A 17,267-nucleotide genomic window follows, 5' to 3' on the forward strand; every position below is an offset into this window, starting at 1 on the left:
CTGTTAATGTGGGACAATCGGCGGTGTTTTATGCGAGCTATGGAACAATCTGCGCTAGATGCATATGCGTTCCACGACAAATTCCGCATCTTCTCCCACCCCGCCCACCAGTGCGGAGCCGCGGGAATGCTGCCAGGGCAGCCCGACATAGTACAGTCCCGGATGGGCGCCGATCCCTCGCTTATGTACCGGAAGCCCCTGCGCATCCACGGCGCCCGGGATGCGGATCCAGGCGAAGTCCGGCCGAAAGCCCGTCGCCCAGACCACGTTCGCCGCGCGCTGCTCCGATCCGTCCTCGAACCGGATGATGTCGCCTTCGGCGCTGACGGTTCGAGGCATTAAGCGCACGTTCCCTCGCTTGAGACAGCGGGCAAGCTCTCGGCCGAATATGGGATCCTTCCGCTTCCGAAGCCAGTTCCCGATCCTCGAGTCCCGCGGTGCTCCCAGAATGCCGAGGGCGTCCATCCAGCCGAATACGCTTCGGCCGAGCACATCAAGCGGTATAAACTTGAGCGCGTGCGCCGCAGAGAATGCGACTTCTCGTCCGGATGCTGCGAGCTCCACGGCAATTTGGGCCCCGGAGTTGCCTCCGCCGACAACCAGCGCCGGCCCGGGCTGCAGCTGCTCCGGACGCCGGTAGACGCTGGAATGCAGCTGCACAACCGAGGCGGACAGTCCGCCCGCCAGCGGCGGCACGGCAGGTCGTTGAAAGGGCCCCGTCGCCACAACCACCTGATTGGCGGTAATTATGCCTTGATCGGTACGGATCTGATAGCGGGCGCCGGCGGTCTCAAGCGCTTGTACGGAGGTGCCAAGCTGAACCGGAAGGTCGAAGTCCGTCACATACGCCTGCAAATAATCGGCGATCTCGTCCTTCGAAGGGTAACCGTTCGGGTCCCCCTCCAAGCTTCTTCCCGGCAGGGCGCTGTACCATCGCGGCGTAAACAGCACGAGCGAATCATACCGATAACGCCACGCATCGCCGACCGCTTCGTTACGATCGATGCAAAGGAACGATATACCCCTTTTTTTCAAATAATAGGCAACCGCAAGTCCAGCTTGACCTGCTCCAATGACAGCCACATCCACCGACTTATTCATGCATGACCGCTCCTTCTTCTATGCTGCGTTATACCTTCAACTCTTCGTGTCGAATGGTCGAGTTTTCAATCTGAATCGTCGCATGCCCGATGCCGAACCGCTGCTCAATGAGTTGTATGGCCTGCTGCAGAATATGCTGGCCGTCCGCCTGATCCTCGACGACCATATGGCAGCTCAACGAATCGAGCCCAGAAGTAATCGTCCAGACGTGCAGGTCATGGACGTCGATAACGCCGGCAATGCCTTGCAGCGCCTGCTGAACGTCCGGCAAACGGATCCGCGAGGGCGTACCCTCCATCAAGATGTGCACCGTTTGGTTGATGACGCCCCAGGCGCCTTTCAAAATGAGCAGCGCGACGACGACGCTGATGATCGGATCGGCCGCGTACCAGCCGAACGCCCACATCACGAGCCCGGCGACGATCGCTCCGACCGACCCGAGCGCATCGCCGAGAATGTGCAGATAGGCGCTGCGCAAGTTCACATTCTCGTGCACGTTTCCCTTGCGCATCAGCGCCAGGGCGCTTAGTAAATTGGCGAGGAGGCCGATCGCGGCGATGCCCATCATCGTGCCGCTGGCGACCTGGGGCGGATCGAGGAGGCGTTCGTACGCTTCCCACATAATAATGCCGGCAATGACGAACAAGGTTACCCCGTTGAACAGCGCCGCCAAAATTTCAAAGCGATAAAAGCCGAATGTCTTCGCCGGGGAAGCCGGCTTGGCCGCGAAGCCGATAGCGATCAAGCTTAAGACAAGCGAGCTCGCGTCGCTCAACATATGCCCCGAATCGGACAATAGCGCCAAGCTGCCCGTCCACAAGCCGCCGAAAAACTCCAGCAGCATAATGCCCGCCGTAATTATCAGCGCGATGGTCAACCCTTGCTTATTGCCTTCGCGCCCGTGGTCATGGTGGCCGCCGATACCGTGGTGGTGACCGTGGTGATGGCCGCCGCCGTGGGCATGCCCGTGAGCGTGACTTTTCTCGTGCCGATGGTCGTGATTGTGTGCGTGATCGTTGTTGTGTTCATGGTTGTGTTCGTGATCCTGATCGTGTTTACACGCTTGATCGTTTGTATGATGGCCTTCCGGATCGTGACGGTGTTTCCCGTTAGCGTCTTCCTCCTGCCGGCACCCGTCGTTCGTTTTGCCGCTCGTCCCTCCGGACCGAGGAGAATGCTCATTGCCCATAAGATCAGCCTCCCTTGCTCCGTAGCTTCTGGTCACAGCATATGCAGAATCATTACCACTACATATGAGCATGTATTCATATATTATGATAAGAGGATATGGCTTCCCTGTCAAGATATACCTTCACATCCACGCTTGCAAAGAAGTATCCAGCTCCTCGCGCATGGATTCGGATCAAGTATTAAAAAATAGAAGTGGAGGTGCATCCTATGAAATCTACCCGTCTGTCCCTGCTGGCTTTGCTCATGGCCGCTATCCTTGTTCCGGAGCGGGCCGAGGCGACCCGCATACTTGAACCTTTCTTGCCGTCGTCCGTATCCGTAAGCCAGGAGCCGTCCTATGCGAAGTGGAGCCGCTTGGCCGTTCAGGAGGCTCAGAAGCGGCAATATCGCGTACTCGATTACCGGTACATCGGCCTCAAAGAACTGTCGCCTTACGCCGCGGAGCAGCAATTCAAACTGTGGGTGCAACAAAACGAAGAGCCGTTCTCCCTCTACGTCACCGTTCGCTACAACCCGAAAAGCGACAAGCTCATTCGGATCTCCACCAAAGAATCGCATCCTTAAGACGGCGGCATGCCCAATAGCCTGGCCATGGGCCAGGTTATTGGGCGTCTATGGAAGTCGCTCGCTCATTGACATGCACGGGCACACCTAAAACAAACCGAGCTGGCGCGGCGCAAGCGGCTCGGTCGGCATGCCGAGCAGCCGCATCAACTCCAACGCATTATGCGCGGCGTCTCCGCCGGAATTGTTGTTGAAGATGACGCAAATTTCCTTCGTCTGCTGCTGCAGACCGGTCAGATGCGCCTTCCACTCAAGCAGTTCGGACTCGCTGTAACGGTACAAATACCGCACTTCCCGCCAGTTTGGACCGCCGCCCTGATTCCAGTTGGCCGCGTTCCGGCCGTGCATCCGAACGATCGTCAGCGCGTCGTCGGTCGGCTGCAGCACCGTCGGGATGGACCCCACGCCGGCTTGAGGCTCGTCGCAAATACTATGGACCCAGCCTTCCTTCTTCATGAAGGCAAGCGTCTTCTCGCGCATGTCCGCCGTAAACCAGCTTTGATGGCGGAACTCTAGCGCCAGCGGGAGATCGCCCATCAGTCTTTTCGCTTGCCGGAGCAGCTCTACGTTCGTTCGCGTACAATCAAACCACGGGGGATACTGGAACAGCACGCAGGTCAGCTTACCCGCTTCGACCACCGGTCTTATCGATTCGCAGAAGGCGCGGAACATCGATGCCGCGTCCGGGTAAGGGATGCTGCCCCTCGCGTGTCCCGTCATTCCTTGATACGCCTTGATAACGAACGTGAAGTCGGGAGGCGTATCGCCGACCCAGCGCGCAAACTGGTCCGGCGATTGAACCGCATAGAACGAGCTGTCCACTTCGACGGTCCGGAAATAGCGGCTGTATACTTTTAGCTTATCCCGCGCTGCGGCGCCCTGTTCGTACAGCACGTCATGGTCGCCCCAGCCTGCAAGTCCGATTCGTATCATCGTTTCGCTCCTTTCCAAGGGCCCGCCCTCCGGTAACGGGACCGCCGTAATTAGCCGGATTCATCCGTCGCGTCATAACTTCTTCCTGCTCATATCGACGCTTGGGACCGATTCCATGTTCAGCGCATCCGGCTCCGCGCTATTTCGTAGTACTCTAGTAAGCAAAGGAGTGTGTATGTATCATGACGACCGATCCGATCCAGCCCTACCCGCATACCCCGGAATCCCGAGAAGCGCTGCTCGCCATGCTGAACGATATCGAGACTTGGGAGAAGAGCCAGAAAGACCTGTGGTTTTGGGAAAAAATCGGGCGCTTGCCCTTTCAGCTGCTCGACCGCTTAACGCCCCAAGCCATCCAGAAGAAACTGGCCCAGGCGATGGACGAAGTCGGCAGCTACGTGCAGAGCGGAGGCCGGTATCTCGTGTCGGAGAGCGGGGTTCTGAGCCGGCTTCAGGAAGAGCTTGCCGCATCCGATGAGGCTCGCGGAGAGGCGAAGGAAGCGCCGCTCACGCTCGCGGACGTTCCCGGCCTGCCGCTTGCGGTCATGAACCGCGCCGCGGCGAGCCTCACGCACAACCGCATAAAGCTGGCGACCGCACAGGGCGCGACTACCGGCTTCGGCGGCCTGTTCACGCTTGCCATCGATATTCCCGCCATCCTCGGGCTGTCGCTCAAGACCATCCAGGAAGTAGCCATGGTATACGGCTATGATCCGAAGGAGAAACCGGAGCGCGTTTTCGTCATCAAATGCTTGCAGTTCGCTTCCGCCGACATCGTCGGCAAAAAAGCGGTGCTCGAGGAGCTTGCCGACTACGGCAACGAAAGCCGCAAGCCCGAATCGCTCTCGCAGCTGCAGGGCTGGCGCGAGGTGGTCGCCGCCTACCGTGACAACTTCGGCTGGAAGAAGCTGTTCCAGCTCGTTCCGATCGCGGGCATGCTGTTCGGCGCGGTGCTCAACCGCAGCACCCTGCAGGACGTCGCAGAGGCGGCCACGATGCTGTACCGCAAGCGGCGCATACTGGAAAGGCTGCGGCAGCAACAATAACGATGATCTTGGACCGTCCGGACACCTGCCCGCGGACGGTCCTTCTCCGGTTGCGCAGCGGCCCCGCTGAAGGGCGGCAGAAGGCTCATGGATACTTTCAAATCGCGTACAGCCGTTCCGCTATGACCACGCGTCATCGTCCCTCCACTTGTGCGGCTTACATCATCCCCCCGCCCTCGCCCCGCACCGCCTTACTCCTGCGCGGCATACACCGCCGTCCGCTCCTGCGCCCATTCCGCGAACAAGCGATAATCGGCTTCCACTTGATGCGCGTAAGCCATCGACCAGTCGGCCGCATAATCGCAGAACGCCTCCACATCGTTCCCGATCGCAGCCGCGATCTCGTCCTCGCTGTGATAACGCATCAGCCCATGGTCCACATCCGCGTCCGCCCGGGCGTGCAGCTTCGCGGTGATCCGCCCCATGCAGTCCAGCACATCGAACAGCTCGTCGGCGTTAGCCAGCTTCTCAGCCTTCAGCTTCTTCTTATACGGCGATCGCTCGCGCGCGTAGAAGTGCCTGTCGTTCATCGTCATATACCCGAGGAACGGATCGGCTTCATGGTGCATCGCCTGCTGCGTCATCGTCACCCGCTTGCCCTGATGGCCGAAATAAGCCCAGAACGCCTCATGATACGGCAGAAAATAAGCCGGGACCGGTGTGCGCACTTCCTTCACCTCGATGACGTGATCGTCTGGAGCATGCTCGCCGCCTTCCCCTTCGATCAACACGTAGTACCGGTCGAGCCCGATGGAAGCTGTCCCGGAGCCATGCTTAAGCGCCACATCCTTGATCGCGTAGTAGCCATCCGGCCGCTTGGCTTGCTCGCTGATCGTCTGCAGGTAGCCGGGCCAAGCCGACTCCAGCATCCGGCGCTCCTCCGCGGTCGGAGCCACAAGCTCCGCGGATTTCGTGAAGCGGCGGGCGGAACGCGTCAATGTCGTAATGCCCTCCAGAAATTGCGAGGCCGCCCGCTTTTCCGACTTTTTCAACAGCTTGCGAATCGGGCCATGCGTATGCTCCTTATCGAAAACGAGCGTACGCGGATCTTCCTTCCGTTTGGCAAACCGCCGAATCTGCTTGTCGTATGCGCCCGCATAACGGACAATCGCTTCGTGCTCCTCTGCGGGCGTCAACCCCTTCATCCGGCATACGAGCGAGATGCTCACGGACATCCGCAATATATCGTACAGGTACGAGCCCAGGTACCCTTCGTCAAAATCGTTCACATCGTAAACAAACCGGCCGTGCTCGCTGCGGAATACGCCGAAATTTTCAAAATGCAGGTCGCCTTGTATCCATGTCGGACGATCGGCGGGCGTATGATAAGGGAACCACTCCCGGGTCGTATCGAAATAAAACAGGTAAGCGCTGCCGCGAAAAAAAGAAAAGGCGCTGCCCGCCATTTTGGCGTACTTTTGCCGGCGCCCCGCCTCTCCTATTTGCATCAACTGTCCGTCAAATTCGTCGAATACCCGCTGCAGCATATCTTTGCGCAGCCGCCCGTGCGTCTCTTGAACGCGAGCGATCAATCGTTCAATCGTCATGAACAGGCTCCCCTCCGTTTCAGGCTATCGTAGCCGATGCTTCATCCTGGTGTCAATGCAATGCGGCCATGCCGTCTCATGCTCGCAACCCCCGAATCCACGCATCCAGCCCCTGACCGGCGGCTTCCCGCCCACACCTACGAAACCGCCGGAGCTCCCGGCGGTTTCTGGCCTTACATAGCAGACCGCAGATTCCGGATTGCTTCTTCAATCGTATCCGTCAGGCGGTTGACGCTGGCGGTCAGCCGCTTCAGCTCGTCGCCTGCCGAAGCCAGTACGCCGGTTTGCTCGCGCAGTGCCCCTGTTTGCTCCTGCACGGCACGGCCGACGCCGTCCATGCTGCCGGCCACCGCCCACAGGGCGGCGACGACCCCTGCGATCCCCAGCAAAGCGACAAGCAGCCACAGCCAGCCATGCCGGTACCACGGCTTCCGGTAGGTTTGGCTGCGGATCGGAAGCGGGGCGTACGGGTGCGACGGTCGTCTCGTCTCGTGAAAATAGGTTGAATCCGGATGCCTCTCATATTCGAATGGCAGGTCTTCCTTGCCGGGCTGCCCGTTCGGTGTTTTATTCATAGTCAAGCGAATCCCTCCTCGGTAATAGCGTTCGCAACGGTACGGGAGTGTTAAACCGTTCGCAGGCCTCCTCCGTTTTTCAGGGGATGTGATGGAAAATTCAGGATTTCCTTTTTCCGTTTCACAAACCACGATTAGCCGGTACTCTTCATTCACCGCGTTGATTTTCATAGAAACCGGTTTCATCCGGATTCATACGGAAAAACATTATAATTGCCGCCGATTTTGTGTATTATAAGTAGTAATAGTTTTGGCATTTTTTCAGAGAAAGGTTGATACCACCGTGGAGACTACGAAACCGGCATCTGCTTCATCCACTAATTTCATTAAACAAATTGTGGCCGACGACCTGAAAACGGGGAAAGTCAGCGAAGTCGTCACCCGCTTCCCGCCGGAGCCTAACGGCTACCTGCATATCGGTCACGCCAAGTCGATCTGTTTGAACTTCGAGCTGGCCGACGAATTCGGCGGTCGGACGCATTTGCGTTTTGACGATACGAACCCGTTGAAGGAAGACACCGAGTATGTCGAATCGATCAAGGAAGATGTGAAATGGCTCGGCTTTGATTGGGAGAAGCTGTTTTTTGCTTCCGACTTTTTCGAGGAAATGTACGACCGGGCGGTACTGCTCATCAAGAAGGGCAAAGCCTATGTCTGCGATCTGACGGCGGATCAAATCCGGGAAACGCGCGGAACGCTGACCGAGCCCGGCCAAGAAAGTCCGTTCCGCAACCGCAGCGTGGAAGAAAACCTCGACCTGTTCCAGCGGATGCGCAGCGGGGAGTTCCCGAACGGCCAGAAGGTGCTGCGCGCCAAGATCGATATGTCCTCGCCGAACATCAATATGCGCGACCCGGTGCTGTACCGCATCTCCCATGCGCAGCATCATAATACCGGCGACAAGTGGTGCATTTATCCGATGTACGATTATGCTCACCCGCTGGAGGATGCGATCGAAGGCGTCACACATTCCATCTGTACGCTTGAGTTTGCCGACCACCGGCCTTTATACGATTGGGTCATCCGTGAATGCGAAATGGAGTGCGTCCCGCAGCAATACGAGTTCGGCCGCCTGAACATTACGAATACGGTCATGAGCAAAAGAAAGCTGAAGCTCCTCGTCGACGAGAAGGTTGTGGACGGCTGGGACGATCCCCGGATGCCGACGATCTCCGGCTTGCGCCGCAAAGGATACACGCCGGAAGCGATTCGCGAATTTTGCCGCGAGATCGGCGTCGTGAAGAGCAACAGCACCGTTGACGAGAAGATGCTCGAGCATTTCATCCGCGAGGACTTGAAGCTGAAGGCTCCCCGTACCATGGCTGTGCTGAACCCGCTGAAGGTGGTCATCACCAACTACCCGGAAGGGCAGACGGAAATGCTGGAGGCGGAAATTAACTCGGAGAACGAAGCGATGGGCGTTCGCCATATTCCGTTCTCGCGTGAAATTTATATCGAGCAGGACGATTTTATGGAGGAACCGGTGAAAGGCTACCATCGCCTGTTCCCGGGAAATGAAGTGCGCCTGAAGCACGCTTATTTCATCAAATGCGAGGAAGTCGTGAAGGATGCGGCGGGCCATGTGATCGAGCTGCGCTGTACGTACGATCCGGCAACGAAAAGCGGCAGCGGCTTTACCGGCCGCAAAGTGAAGGGCACGATTCATTGGGTCGAGGCCACGCAAGCGCGCCCGGCCGAATTCCGCCTGTACGAGCCGCTTATTTCCGATGCAACGGCCGGGGAAAGCGACGACTTCCTAAGCAACCTGAACCCGAACTCGCTGGAGACGGTGCACGGATTCGTGGAAGACAACATGAAGGATGCGAAGGCCCAGGACAAGTTCCAATTTTTCCGCCACGGCTACTTCAATGTCGATTCGAAGCACTCGGACGCAAACAAGCTCGTGTTCAACCGGATCGTCTCGCTGAAAAGTTCCTTCGATGTGAAGGGCAAATAATTTTTAACAAAACTTAATGCGTTGTTCCCCTTTCTGCGAAAGGGTTCCGGGCGTTCTTATGGAAGGTATACAAGCAGGGATCTTCACCAATCGTTCCATGAAACGGGAGAGTGGATTGCATGTTTATTCAGAGCATTGCCGCCTTTGAACAAGAATGGAAGCACGAGAGCGCCTCAACCTTGAAAATATTCCGTGCGCTGACGGACGCCTCGCTTGCACAGGAAGTAGCTCCGGGACACCGCAAGCTCGGTGAACTCGCCTGGCACATCGTGACGACGCTCCAGGAGATGATGTCGAGAACCGGCCTGAAGTTCGAATCACCGGACGAACACACGCCCCAGCCTTCGTCCGCCCAGGCGATCGCCGACGCTTACGAGCGGGCGAGCCAAGCGCTGCTTGAAGCGGTGCTCGGGCAATGGACAGACGCCTCGCTGCAGGAGCAGGTCAATCTGTACGGCGAACCGTGGCCGAACGGGGTGACGCTGCACATTCTCGTCAACCACGAGGTGCATCACCGCGCGCAGATGACCGTCCTGATGCGTCAAGCCGGCTTGAAGGTGCCAGGCGTTTACGGGCCTGCGAAGGAAGAATGGCAGCCGGCTGCGCAGTAAGCCGTGCTTCCGGGTAAGGAAAACTTGCAAATCACCAAAAAAACCAGCGCCGTTCCTCGGGAATCGGCGCTGGTTTTTTTGGTGAGTCAACGGCAGTACACCGCACGCGTCGCAAGAAAGCGGCGGGCATGGGCTTTCGCCCTTGCAAGCGGTGCCGTCCCGACGCAGCCGAGACACGGCCCGCTGCGCCGTCCTTCTCAGGAGACGCCCGCATCTCCGGGCCGCTGCCGGCGCATGCGGTTCGCTTCGCGAACCGCCAGCCATCCGGCTAAAGCCAGCGACAGCACGCCGTACCACAGCACCATCTGCCGCAGCCCGATCGTGTCGAGCAGCAGGCCGGTGCTGAGCAGCACGGCTTGAAACATGACGCGGTCGAGCATACTGCGGAACGAGAAGAAGCGGCCGTGGTACGCTTGGGGGACGTCCCGTTGAAACAACGTCGCAGCCGCAGGAAAGAAGCCGCCCACCGCGAAGCCGAATACACCGAAAGCGAGCAGCGACCACAGCTTCACATGCGCGAATACAAGCAGCAGCTCGGCTCCGGCGACGAACAGAGCGAACAGGAACAACCGGCTAAGAAGCGAACCTTTCCGGGCGAAGCGTTTCACCAGAAAGCCGGTGAGAATGATGCTGGTGCCTTCAACGGCGTACAGCCAGCTTTTGACCCCGGGATCGTGCTGCAGCTCGCTGATATTGATGACCATCAGGTTGAAGCCGCCGATAAACACCGTCGGGATGATCGTCAGCAGCAGCACCGTCAAGACCGTCGGCTGCGTGCGCAGCAGCGGTACGATCGCTTTAAAACCGCGCTCGGCCGGACCTTCCGCCCGTTCGTCCATGGCTTCAGCCTCCCGCTTCCCTGGACCCGCCGGAATCCCGTACTCCGCCGCTGCCGGCGTGTCCCGCTCGCGCACCTGCAGGAAGAAGGTAGAGACGAGCAGCAGCGCATATGCGGCCATCGCCAGCATGTACAGTCCATACAACGACATGACCGACAGCAGAAGTCCCGCCAGTGTCGTGCCCAGAATACGCGCCAGTGTGCCGGCATTCATATGCACGCCGTTCAGCGCCAGCAGATCCCGATCCGTCACGATCAGCGGAATAACGGACTGCAGCGCGGGGAAATAAAACGCCGCCGAGGCCTGCAGTGACACGAAGAACACGACCATCCAGCCGATCGACTCCTGCTGCAGGGCGATGAACATGAAGCAGACGCTGAGCATGCGGCCTGCACTTGCGTACAGCAGCACCCGTTTCTTCGAGACGGTATCGATCACCCGACCGGCCAGAGGGCCGAACGCGACGCCCGCCAGCAGCCCTGCAATCAAGATCAACGATTTCACAAAATCCGAAGGCACCCGCTGCTGCATAAACTCGAGATTGGCAATAATCGACATCCATAAGCCGAGTCCTGCGATAAATTCCCCTGTGAGCACGATCCATACGTTCCGGTTTCTCCACATGATATGTTCATCCGCCCTTCCATGACTGCCCGACCGCAAGTCTGTACGTCCTAGGGTACCATAAACTCCGCTCCGCAAAAAAGCCCCGACCCGCCGTTTACGCCAGGTAGGGACTTCCATGTCAAAAGGGATGCTTTGAAGAACGCTTCATGTCGCTATGAATTTTCTCTGTCGCCACGACCTGCTCCTCCGCCAGCCGCTTCACGACGGCATTGCGCTCTGCTAATAAGCGGCGCATGTACCGCTCCAGAAACCATGCGTCCGCCAACCAACCGAGCGGGCCGCAAGGCGACGTATAGTCGAACGTATCCGTCATCCGCGTCCCCTCTGCCTCGGGCATAAACGTATGCTCGTGGTAAAATCGCGCAAACGCCCCCTTCACCATCTCGTCGACGAACCGGTGCGGCTTGTCCATCTCTGTAATCTTAGCCGTCAATTGCTGACGCACGCCGAAGTGGACGGCCTCCCACGTCACGGTTTCGCCGAGCTCGATCAAACCGCTCGTCCTCCCGCCGATTGCCCGTTCTTGCGACCCCGACATAGACAGCATATGAACATCGATGCTGCGGGCCAAATCGAAGCAAAGCTCCGGTGGGGCTTCGATAAACAATTCCATCCGAATGACCGGCATTCCCCTTGCCACCTCTTTTCCTTACCCGACGTAAGGCGGAAGCCTGAAGGCGGCGATCCAGACGCACACCCGGCCCTCGTCTCTCCCGCGCCGGCTCGCGATAACGAAACGCCCTCCTCCTGACCGATCGGCCGACGGAAGAGGGCGCTTGCTCATTTCATATATTTAGACTCGACTTTTTTGCCAAGCAGCCACAAGAGACCGAACACGCCCAAAATAAGCGCGATTTTCCAAGGCTGCTTAAGAACGTCGGCCAAGTCGTTGCCCGCCAGCGAAACCAGAAAAATCATGACCCCTTTACCTAAGGCGGTCGCCGTGAAGAACGTATGGAACGGCATCCGCGATAACGCCGACACGACGGTGACGACAGCCGACGGCGTAAACGGGAAACAGGCAAGCAAGAACACCGAGGAAAAGCCGTGCTTCTCCAGCCAATGAATCAACTGGCCCGTTCTCGGCAGCTTCCGTTCCAACAGCCCGCGCAGCCGGCCTCCGAACGTCCGCACGACAGCAAATACACAGGACGCTCCGCCTACAACCCCAATCCACGAAAGCAGCACCCCTTCGCCCAATCCGTAAGCGTTGACATTGGCAATCAAGATCGCGACGAGCGGCAGCACCGGGAAAAACGACTCGACAAGCGGCGCCAGGATGCCCGGAATCGGACCGAGCGCCTCGTACTGCTTCAACCACCCCTGAATATCTTCCCATGTCAGCGCGGATATCGCTTGCGTCCACTCCATGCCCGTTACACGACCACCTTCTGCTTGTACTACTTTACAATATAGCCGAAATTCGCGCCGAATCAAAGAGGCGGGATGTTGCCCGGACAGGGCGTCACGTCAGGGTCAGCCGCCGGATCAATCGGTCCAGGCGGTCTTCCGGCTTATGAGAGTACGCCTGCCGTAAACCGCCGTTCGCCGCCCCGAATACAGGCTTGGCACGAATGCGGCGCACGGAGCGACTGCTCTGCCGCGTGAATCAGAGCTTCTCCGCGCTGCAGGCGAAGCCGCATGCGGCAGCGACTGCCATGGGCGGTCCGGACCCGCCTTCAGCATGCGCCAGACTCCCTTCCCGGGCATCCGCTCAGCTCGGCCGGTCCTGCAAACGCAGCTGCTGCGAAGCGAATTCGCGGTACAGCGGGTGCGAGGCGAACAGCTCGTCGTGCGTCCCGACGCCGGTGACCGTCCCCTTCTCGACAAAAACGATTCGATCGGCGTCAATGACCGTAGACAGCCGATGCGCGATCACAAGTGTCGTTCGGCCCCGCATCAAATTGTGCAACGCCTGCTGCACCACGATCTCCGACTTGCTGTCGAGGCTCGACGTCGCTTCGTCGAGCATCAAAATTTGCGGGTCGCGCAGCAGCGCGCGAGCGATCGCGATACGCTGGCGCTGGCCGCCCGACAGCTTGAGGCCGCGCTCCCCGACCTCCGTCTCGTAGCCGCCGGGCAGCTGGCCGATAAACTCGTCGGCATACGCCATCTGCGCTGCCCGGTCGAGCTCCTCCGGCGTCACTTCCCGATCCAGCCCGTAGCTTATATTCTCGCGAATCGTTCCCTCCACAAGCGGACTCTCTTGCGAGACGTACCCGATCCGGCTGCGCCACGAAGGCAGCGCGTACCGATCGATCGGAACCTCGCCCAGCTTAATCGTCCCCCCGGTCGGGCTGTAGAATCGCTCCAGCAGCGAGAACAGCGTCGTCTTGCCGCTCCCGCTCGGACCTACGATGGCTGTAACCTTGCCTGGCTCCGCCGTGAACGTCACCTGTTTAAGCACAGCTTCGCCGCCCTTGTAAGCGAATGACACGCCTTCCAGCACGATCGGCAGGTCGGCTCTTTCAAGCGGAAGCCCCAAGACGGACTCCTCTTCCGCCTCAAGCGTCTCGATGATGCGTTCGGTCGCCCCTTTCGCCTTCTGGAACTGTGTGAAAAACTGCGTAATCTGCGTCGTAGGCAGCACGATTTGGAACAAATACAGCAGGAAGGCCACCAGCGCTCCCGCCGTCAGCGCGCCGGACGATACCCGAAGGCCGCCGTAACCGATGATCAGCACGAACATCAGCATCATGACAAAGGACATGACCGGCGCGATCCCGGCCTGCACCTTACCTTCGCGGATGCCGTAACGGAGCAGCTTCAATATGCCGCTGCTCCCGTTCTCAAACTCCCGCGTTTCCGCGTTAGAGGCTTTCACCAAGCGAATTTCCGACAGCACACGGGTCAGTACGGACGTGAAATCGGCCGTCTCATCCTGCAGACCTTTGGAAATTTTGTACATTTGCCGGCCCAGCGGCACCAGGACGGCGGAAGCGAGCGGAAGCGCGATGAGCAGGAGCAGCGTCATTTTCCAATCCAGATAGAACAGCATCACGAGCGAGCCGACAATGGAGATGATGCCCGTGAAAAAGTTGGCCGAGTGCTCGGTGATCAGCCCCTTCAATACCCCGGTGTCGTTGGTCATACGGCTGATCGTTTCGCCCGTCTGGTGTTCGTCGTAGTAGGAAACAGGCAGCTTGAGCAGCTTCTGCCACAACCGGTGCCGCAGATTGGAGACGATTTGCTGGCCGATCCGGCTGAGCAAATACGTGGAAATGCCGGCTGTAACCGCCTGCGCGATGAAAGCGAGACCGATGCCGGCCATTTGCACGGCATTCAGGTTCGCGAGCGAGAAGTTATCGACTACATGCTTCGTCAGCAGGGGAATCACGAGTCCCGAGAGCGTCGTGACGAGATTGAGCGAAAGCGCCAGCGCGAGCAGCGTCTTGGACGGCTTCGTCTGTAGAATAAGCCGGACGAACGGTTTCCAGCCGGCTGTCGATGGAGAGGTTTCTTGTGTCATATAAAGGAAATTCCTCCTTCAGATCGGGTGCTGAATGGTGCGGCGCTCTTAGTTCGCCCGATGCTTCCAGTGTACCTGTGCGGCGTGAACGATATATGAACAAGGCGTGCCGTCTGTCCGGCAATCGGCAGCAGACTGTGCGCGGGCGCGGGTGGGTAAATGCTACTCCCCAGCATGCCATACTCGCGGTCGAAACACAAAACGCACGAACGTGCTTCTGCTTGTCCCTGATTCTAATCTTATATTGCCATCCGCCCCTAAATGTCCCATACTAGAGTTACTTATGAAATTAAAGTGGAGGTGCTGCTTTATGCAAATAGACGTCTACTCCGATATGGTGTGCCCTTGGTGCCGGATCGGCAAGCAAAACTTAAAGGACGCTTTGGCCGCATGGTCCGGCGGCAAGGAAGCGACGATTCGCGTCCGCTCGTTCCAGCTTGATCCGTCGCTGCCGCCCGAAGGACTTCCCTTCCACGACGCGATGGGCAAAAAGATGGGCGGTCCCGCCGGGGTAGCGCAGGTGACGGAGCGCGTCACGCAAGCGGGCGCGGCGGTGGGCGTCACCTTCCGCTTCGATCGGGTGACCCGGATGCCCAGCACGCTGCTGGCGCATCGGCTCGTCGCGCTGCTGCCGGAGGATCGGCAAGCTGCGCTCGTAGACGGGATCATGAAGGCCTACTTCGAGGATGGCCAGGATATCGCGCAGCTGGAGGTGCTGCTGGCTATCGCCGCAGCCCAGGGACATGCCCCCGAAACGCTGCGCAGCCGCCTGGAGCAAGGCGAAGGCGCCGAGCGGGTGAACGCCGATCAGGAAGAAGCGGCTCGCATCGGCGTTACCGGCGTTCCCTTCTTCGTGTTCGATAACAAGTACGCGCTCTCCGGCGCTTATCCCGCTGAGCAAATGATCAAGGTGATGGAGCAAATCGTCTCCGAAGCGCAAGGCTAAGCCGTTAGCCAGGCGCAGCCGTAAAACAAAAAAGCAGCCGTCGTTCCCGAAGGGAGGCTGCTTTTTTCCGTTATGAAAATCAAATCCCTTGGCCGACGATGCGCTAGCCCAAAATTTTGGAGATCGCTTCGCCTACCCGATCTTTCTGAAACGGCTTCACGATAAAATCCCTCGCCCCTGCTTGAATGGCCTGCAGAACCATCCCTTGCTGCCCCATTGCCGAGCACATGATGATTTTGGCGCCAGCGTCTATGCTCTTAATGTTCTTAACGGCTTCGATCCCGTCCATATCGGGCATTGTAATATCCATCGTCACCAGATCCGGGCGAAACTTCTCATAAGCCGCAATGGCTTCTATGCCGTTCTGCGCTTCGGCCACCACCTGGTGCCCGAACTCGGTTATCATCTGCTTCAGCATCATGCGCATGAAAGCTGCGTCATCCACGATCATAATGTTAGCCATCCGTTGTCTGCTCCTTCGAAATTAAAATGAACTGCCGATCAACAGCAGCCGGCAATCATGAGCGTAGGGTTGTCGGCTAATGAAACTTCTTGTCCCGTCGTCAGGTAGCGAACGACCGGCCGCTGCATATGATCGGTGATTTTCGTCACGATCGCGTTATCGCCGGTTTGCATCCGAATTTTCGTTCCTGGCGGGTACGAGGGAACGGCTCTTACGAAAGCCTTGACCACATCCGCGTTATAGTTGATGCTGCTCGTAGCCATGATGCGTTCCATCGCATCGTGAGGAGCCGCATCCTGCACCGAGATCAGGTTCTCGTACAGATTGCACACGCCGCAAATTTGCGCATACTCGTGAAAGGTTGCCCCGGAGATGCCGCGCGGGTATCCATGGCCGTCGAGGGTTTCATGATGTTGATACGCAATATGCGCCGACAGCAGACTGAATTCGCGAATGCCGCGGATCAGGTTGAAGCCGGCCTCGGGATGCCCCGTCTCTTGTTGCGCCGTCACTTTGCCGATATCGTGAAGCAAACAGCCTACCGCCAAATCGCGAAGCATCAGGTCGTTGTAACCGAGCGCCTTGCCGACCTGGAGCGCCAGCAAAGCCACGTTGACGGCATGAGCGTAAGGCTTCAGCTCTTCCGCAAGCGTTCTCGAAGGCACCGGGATAACGACCGGCCGGCTTTGAACTTCTCTGATCAGACGGCTGACGCCTGTCAGCACATTTCGGATGGGAAAAGCTTTTTTCGCCTTGACGGCGGCATAAGCCTCCTGCACGTTGTCGATGACATCCATCCAGGTGGGCATGTCCATCATTTCTTCCAAGGTGATCCCCTTGGACTCGGCGTCCTCAATGATCAATTGCTTGATGCCGACTTGGATCAGCTTCTCCAGATACCTCGGATGAATGGTGTTGTTGGCCGCAAGCAGCATGCGCCGCTTGTTGTCGTATACGGGCTGAGCCAGCATCATGGCTTGTTCGTTGTATTCGGTAATCGGGATAAATCTCATCAAGCTCACTTCCCTTTTCATCAAAGTCGATTGGTTTGTCCGATGCGCCGCCGTTGAAGTTCCTTACCGCTGCTCCTCGTTACTCGACCTTCAAAAAAGAAACTACCTCAGCCAAATATCAGGTAGTTTGTCGCGATCTAGCCTCGATGGCAGCCCAGCCGTCATAGCTTCCGCATTAGACCTGTGGCTTTGCGTCCTTATCTTTCAATAAGTTTGCCTTTACATAGGTTGTTAGAACTAATTTCCATATAAACTCTTAGCTCAGCATAGCACATACGAACTAATATTGTAAATAATGATCACTTTTTGTCGAAGTAGGGTAAGACGGGGAATTACTTCCCCGGACTCCCCGTCAAACCGTGCATGCGGATTTCCCGCACACGGC

Annotated in this window: 16 protein-coding genes and 1 riboswitch; of the genes, 5 read left to right on the plus strand and 11 right to left on the minus strand. The window is 58.1% G+C overall.

All coding sequences use genetic code 11. From position 1 onward, the window contains the following. Nucleotides 1-54 precede the first annotated feature (54 nt). The gene (locus ACZ439_RS12645) at nucleotides 55-1,101 is read right to left on the minus strand and encodes a flavin-containing monooxygenase (protein WP_201317765.1); all 1,047 of its coding nucleotides are present in this window, start codon (nucleotides 1,099-1,101) and stop codon (nucleotides 55-57) included. A gap of 28 nt (nucleotides 1,102-1,129) precedes the next feature. Next, nucleotides 1,130-2,290 carry a cation diffusion facilitator family transporter gene (locus ACZ439_RS12650; RefSeq protein ID WP_464621056.1) on the minus strand — a complete coding sequence of 387 codons (1,161 nt, stop codon included), beginning with the start codon at nucleotides 2,288-2,290 and terminating at the stop codon, nucleotides 1,130-1,132. A gap of 209 nt (nucleotides 2,291-2,499) precedes the next feature. Between ACZ439_RS12650 and ACZ439_RS12655 the strand changes: the two genes are divergently transcribed. Further along, complete coding sequence (locus ACZ439_RS12655; RefSeq protein ID WP_054798307.1) at nucleotides 2,500-2,856, plus strand: DUF3889 domain-containing protein; 357 nt, start codon at nucleotides 2,500-2,502, stop codon at nucleotides 2,854-2,856. 87 nt (nucleotides 2,857-2,943) lie between these two features. On the opposite strand, the gene ACZ439_RS12660 is transcribed toward ACZ439_RS12655, so the two are convergent. Next, a complete protein-coding gene (locus ACZ439_RS12660; RefSeq protein WP_464621129.1) occupies nucleotides 2,944-3,789 on the minus strand; it encodes a DUF72 domain-containing protein in 846 nt (281 codons plus the stop codon). 182 nt (nucleotides 3,790-3,971) lie between these two features. On the opposite strand from ACZ439_RS12660, the gene ACZ439_RS12665 reads away from it, so the two are divergent. Then, nucleotides 3,972-4,835 carry an EcsC family protein gene (locus ACZ439_RS12665; protein ID WP_141334816.1) on the plus strand — a complete coding sequence of 288 codons (864 nt, stop codon included), beginning with the start codon at nucleotides 3,972-3,974 and terminating at the stop codon, nucleotides 4,833-4,835. A gap of 191 nt (nucleotides 4,836-5,026) precedes the next feature. Here ACZ439_RS12665 and ACZ439_RS12670 read toward each other — a convergent pair whose 3' ends face one another. Next, nucleotides 5,027-6,382 (minus strand): DUF2252 domain-containing protein, encoded by a 1,356-nt coding sequence (locus ACZ439_RS12670; RefSeq protein ID WP_464621057.1) that lies wholly within the window; start codon nucleotides 6,380-6,382, stop codon nucleotides 5,027-5,029. 173 nt (nucleotides 6,383-6,555) lie between these two features. Next, nucleotides 6,556-6,963, minus strand: a complete 408-nt coding sequence (locus ACZ439_RS12675; RefSeq protein WP_155614932.1) for a hypothetical protein — start codon at nucleotides 6,961-6,963, stop codon at nucleotides 6,556-6,558. 277 nt (nucleotides 6,964-7,240) lie between these two features. Here ACZ439_RS12675 and ACZ439_RS12680 point away from each other — a divergent pair, with 277 nt between their 5' ends. Then, the gene (locus tag ACZ439_RS12680) at nucleotides 7,241-8,914 is read left to right on the plus strand and encodes a glutamine--tRNA ligase/YqeY domain fusion protein (protein WP_330164542.1); all 1,674 of its coding nucleotides are present in this window, start codon (nucleotides 7,241-7,243) and stop codon (nucleotides 8,912-8,914) included. A gap of 119 nt (nucleotides 8,915-9,033) precedes the next feature. Next, entirely contained in the window at nucleotides 9,034-9,525 is a 492-nt protein-coding gene (locus ACZ439_RS12685) for a DinB family protein (protein ID WP_054798309.1), read from the plus strand. A 197-nt stretch (nucleotides 9,526-9,722) separates the two neighbouring features. Here the strand turns inward: ACZ439_RS12685 and ACZ439_RS12690 are convergent, their stop codons facing one another. The 4 genes from ACZ439_RS12690 to ACZ439_RS12705 all read right to left on the minus strand — a co-directional run bounded on the left by ACZ439_RS12690 (nucleotide 9,723) and on the right by ACZ439_RS12705 (nucleotide 14,460). Then, the gene (locus ACZ439_RS12690) at nucleotides 9,723-10,988 is read right to left on the minus strand and encodes an MFS transporter (RefSeq protein ID WP_054798310.1); all 1,266 of its coding nucleotides are present in this window, start codon (nucleotides 10,986-10,988) and stop codon (nucleotides 9,723-9,725) included. Between the two features lie 121 nt (nucleotides 10,989-11,109). Continuing rightward, the gene (locus tag ACZ439_RS12695; RefSeq protein WP_054800345.1) at nucleotides 11,110-11,619 is read right to left on the minus strand and encodes an SRPBCC family protein; all 510 of its coding nucleotides are present in this window, start codon (nucleotides 11,617-11,619) and stop codon (nucleotides 11,110-11,112) included. Nucleotides 11,620-11,771: 152 nt separating this feature from the next. Continuing rightward, nucleotides 11,772-12,362, minus strand: coding sequence for a TVP38/TMEM64 family protein (locus tag ACZ439_RS12700; RefSeq protein ID WP_201317771.1), 591 nt, complete (start codon nucleotides 12,360-12,362; stop codon nucleotides 11,772-11,774). Between the two features lie 343 nt (nucleotides 12,363-12,705). Then, nucleotides 12,706-14,460, minus strand: a complete 1,755-nt coding sequence (locus ACZ439_RS12705; protein WP_141334824.1) for an ABC transporter ATP-binding protein — start codon at nucleotides 14,458-14,460, stop codon at nucleotides 12,706-12,708. Between the two features lie 310 nt (nucleotides 14,461-14,770). Between ACZ439_RS12705 and ACZ439_RS12710 the strand changes: the two genes are divergently transcribed. Continuing rightward, nucleotides 14,771-15,406 carry a DsbA family oxidoreductase gene (locus ACZ439_RS12710; RefSeq protein ID WP_054798311.1) on the plus strand — a complete coding sequence of 212 codons (636 nt, stop codon included), beginning with the start codon at nucleotides 14,771-14,773 and terminating at the stop codon, nucleotides 15,404-15,406. Nucleotides 15,407-15,509: 103 nt separating this feature from the next. Here ACZ439_RS12710 and ACZ439_RS12715 read toward each other — a convergent pair whose 3' ends face one another. Further along, nucleotides 15,510-15,869 carry a response regulator gene (locus ACZ439_RS12715; RefSeq protein WP_054798312.1) on the minus strand — a complete coding sequence of 120 codons (360 nt, stop codon included), beginning with the start codon at nucleotides 15,867-15,869 and terminating at the stop codon, nucleotides 15,510-15,512. A gap of 38 nt (nucleotides 15,870-15,907) precedes the next feature. Then, nucleotides 15,908-16,882, minus strand: a complete 975-nt coding sequence (locus tag ACZ439_RS12720) for an HD-GYP domain-containing protein (protein WP_127605134.1) — start codon at nucleotides 16,880-16,882, stop codon at nucleotides 15,908-15,910. A gap of 145 nt (nucleotides 16,883-17,027) precedes the next feature. After that, nucleotides 17,028-17,110, minus strand: a riboswitch (cyclic di-GMP riboswitch). Nucleotides 17,111-17,267 lie beyond the last annotated feature (157 nt).

It is taken from the genome of Paenibacillus sp. JCM 9796 (assembly GCF_055379675.1).